Source organism: Moorena sp., assembly GCF_982860115.1.
Window position 1 is genome coordinate 1 of sequence record NZ_CEYLVT010000441.1, and the last position, 2349, is coordinate 2349.

A 2349-nucleotide genomic window follows, 5' to 3' on the forward strand; every position below is an offset into this window, starting at 1 on the left:
AACTATCTTTCTTCAACCCCACACCCCACACCCCACACCCCACACCCCACACCCTGTATCCTTTTTAGCTTTGTTGTCACTCCCTCAGCTTATTTACCCTTAGTTGGATTTTTGGCTTGCTCTAAGGCAATTTCTTTAAGGGCTTGATAAGAGTTGATATTAGAAGCACCCTCAATTGCCTTGACCGCTAAATCCTGAACTTGCTTGAGGGCAGTATCGAGTTGCTGGGAAAGACTGTGTATCCGTACTGAGGATTCTTTTATTGTCTGTTCCAGGGATTCAATTCTTAGCTGATAGACACGATTATTTCCTTCTAATTCCTTATTCTGCAAGTCGGCTTGAATTTTGACCTGGTGGCTAGCAATCGCTTTGCCTTCTTCTTGGGCTTTTTTGATAGCCACGGATTTTTCCTGGTCGAAGGCTTCTACTTTAGTTTTGAATTCTTCAAACTGCTTCTCTCGCTCTGCGATCGCATTTTCCCGCTCTGCCCATTGTTTCTCTTGTTGTTGCCTTGTTTCCTCCAATTCTTTGTATAACCGTTCTTGGTTATGGTTGTAGGTTTCTTCATCTAAGCTGCGTTGTAGTCCTAAATTATAATCATACTCTTTAGCATCCCGATCACGGATTTTACTCTGTTCTTCATTCCGTTCTTTAATAGCTCGTTGGTGTTCCTCTTTTTCTTTGTACCAGGATTGTTGTAACTGATTCATTTCCAGCTCTAACTCTTCCCGTCTTTGGTAAATTTCTTCATCGAAAGCTTTAGAGCTATTCTGATAGGTTTCGATTAAGGTATCTAAGGTCTCGTCTTGAATTTCTGATAAATTGTGGAGTTCAGCAAGTTGTTGAGTTTCCTCAGTAACCCCTGTTCTTAATTCTTCTAGCTTAGCGGCTTCTGATGTTAGTTTTTCCGACAACTCACTGACACTACTCCCAAACCCTAATTGCAGCTTAACCAGGCTGTCAAGGGTATACATCATTTTGTCTTTCATGACTTTTGCTGATACGGATCCATTAGTTTGCTTTTTTTCCACTGTGGATACTTGAGGAGTTGCCGGATTGTTCATCTGCTTCATTTCTTTTTCCAAAGCATTTCGTTCTGCTAGTAATTCCTTGTAAGCCTCTAAAATTTCTGCTTTGGTGTTCTTGCTGTTAGGTTTGCGTGTCATACTTTCAAGGTTATATTCTATTTGACAATTTCTGAACTGGTATCACTAGTCACTAATTTTGAGCCTTGCTGCTTGAAGAGCCATCAAAAGCTTTCAATGTCAGGGCTTGGGACTGTTTTAGGGTCTCTTGTAGCTGACTATATAGATTTTCAATTTGTTTATTTTGTTTTTCTATGTGTTGCTCCAGGGACTGAATTTTAACGTCATAACCCTGTTGAGTAACTTCCCACTCTTTGGCGAGTAAATCAGACTGTACCTTAGCGTCGTTTTGGACTTTTTTAATAGCTTTATCTTTTACTTTTTTAACGATTTCATCTAGCTCAGCTGGGAAAGCTTCCACTTTCTGTTGATACTCTTCAAACAGGGCTTGAGATTCTTCTAGCTTCTGTTCTCGCTCAGACCATTGCTTGTCTTTTTCTTGATTGGCCTCTTGTAATTCTCGCTCCTGGTTACGGCTCAGTTCTTCATACTGATCCGTCTCAATTTTACGGTTACGTTCTAATTCGTATTGATAGTCAGCTTCTTGGCGTTGTCGTTCCCGAGTCAATAATTCGTTTTGTTCTTGACGTGCTATTTCAAAGTCTTCTTGGTCTTTTTGCCAAAGCTTACGTTTTTGCTCTTGGTCTTTTTCGATCTCTTCTCGCTGCTGAGCTGCTTTTTGCTCTAGAGATTTCAGCTTTTCCTGGTGCTCTTGATTCAGCAAATGTAAGGCATCAGCTACAACTCGAACTTTCTGAAGGTATTGCAAGTGTTCAGTTTCTACATTAATCGCCAGCTTTAGCTGATCAAGTTTAGAGGCTTCTGAGGATAGTTTTTCTGACAATTCATTAACAATGGTGCCAAACTCTAGCTGTAAATCAGCCATGCCTTTGACAATATTATCAACGGTATAGTTTGATGCCGTTTCCAGCACTTGTTGATTTTTAGCTTTTTCCGCCTCCTCTTCTTTGGTGGCAATTTTTGAGTCAATATTTTGCCGGTCTTTTAGGATTTGCTCAAAGGCTTGGAAAATTTGGTCTTTACTGTCTTTTGTGGCAACCATATAGTGTGTTCCTTTGACGATATTTAGATTTTTTTACTTGAAAATGATTACTTTAAAATTGCTATAGCGCTGCGGCTAGGGAATAGGGGGAATCGGGAATCGGGAATCGGGAATCGGGAATCGGGAATCGGGAATCGGGAA

2 protein-coding genes are annotated in these 2349 nt (G+C 40.4%); both read right to left on the bottom strand.

All coding sequences use genetic code 11. The features are described from left to right. Window positions 1-89 precede the first annotated feature (89 nt). The gene (locus AC4II3_RS32495) at window positions 90-1166 is read right to left on the bottom strand and encodes a hypothetical protein (RefSeq protein ID WP_488017250.1); all 1077 of its coding nucleotides are present in this window, start codon (window positions 1164-1166) and stop codon (window positions 90-92) included. A 52-nt stretch (window positions 1167-1218) separates the two neighbouring features. Next, window positions 1219-2208 (bottom strand): hypothetical protein, encoded by a 990-nt coding sequence (locus AC4II3_RS32500; protein WP_488017249.1) that lies wholly within the window; start codon window positions 2206-2208, stop codon window positions 1219-1221. Window positions 2209-2349: the final 141 nt, after the last annotated feature.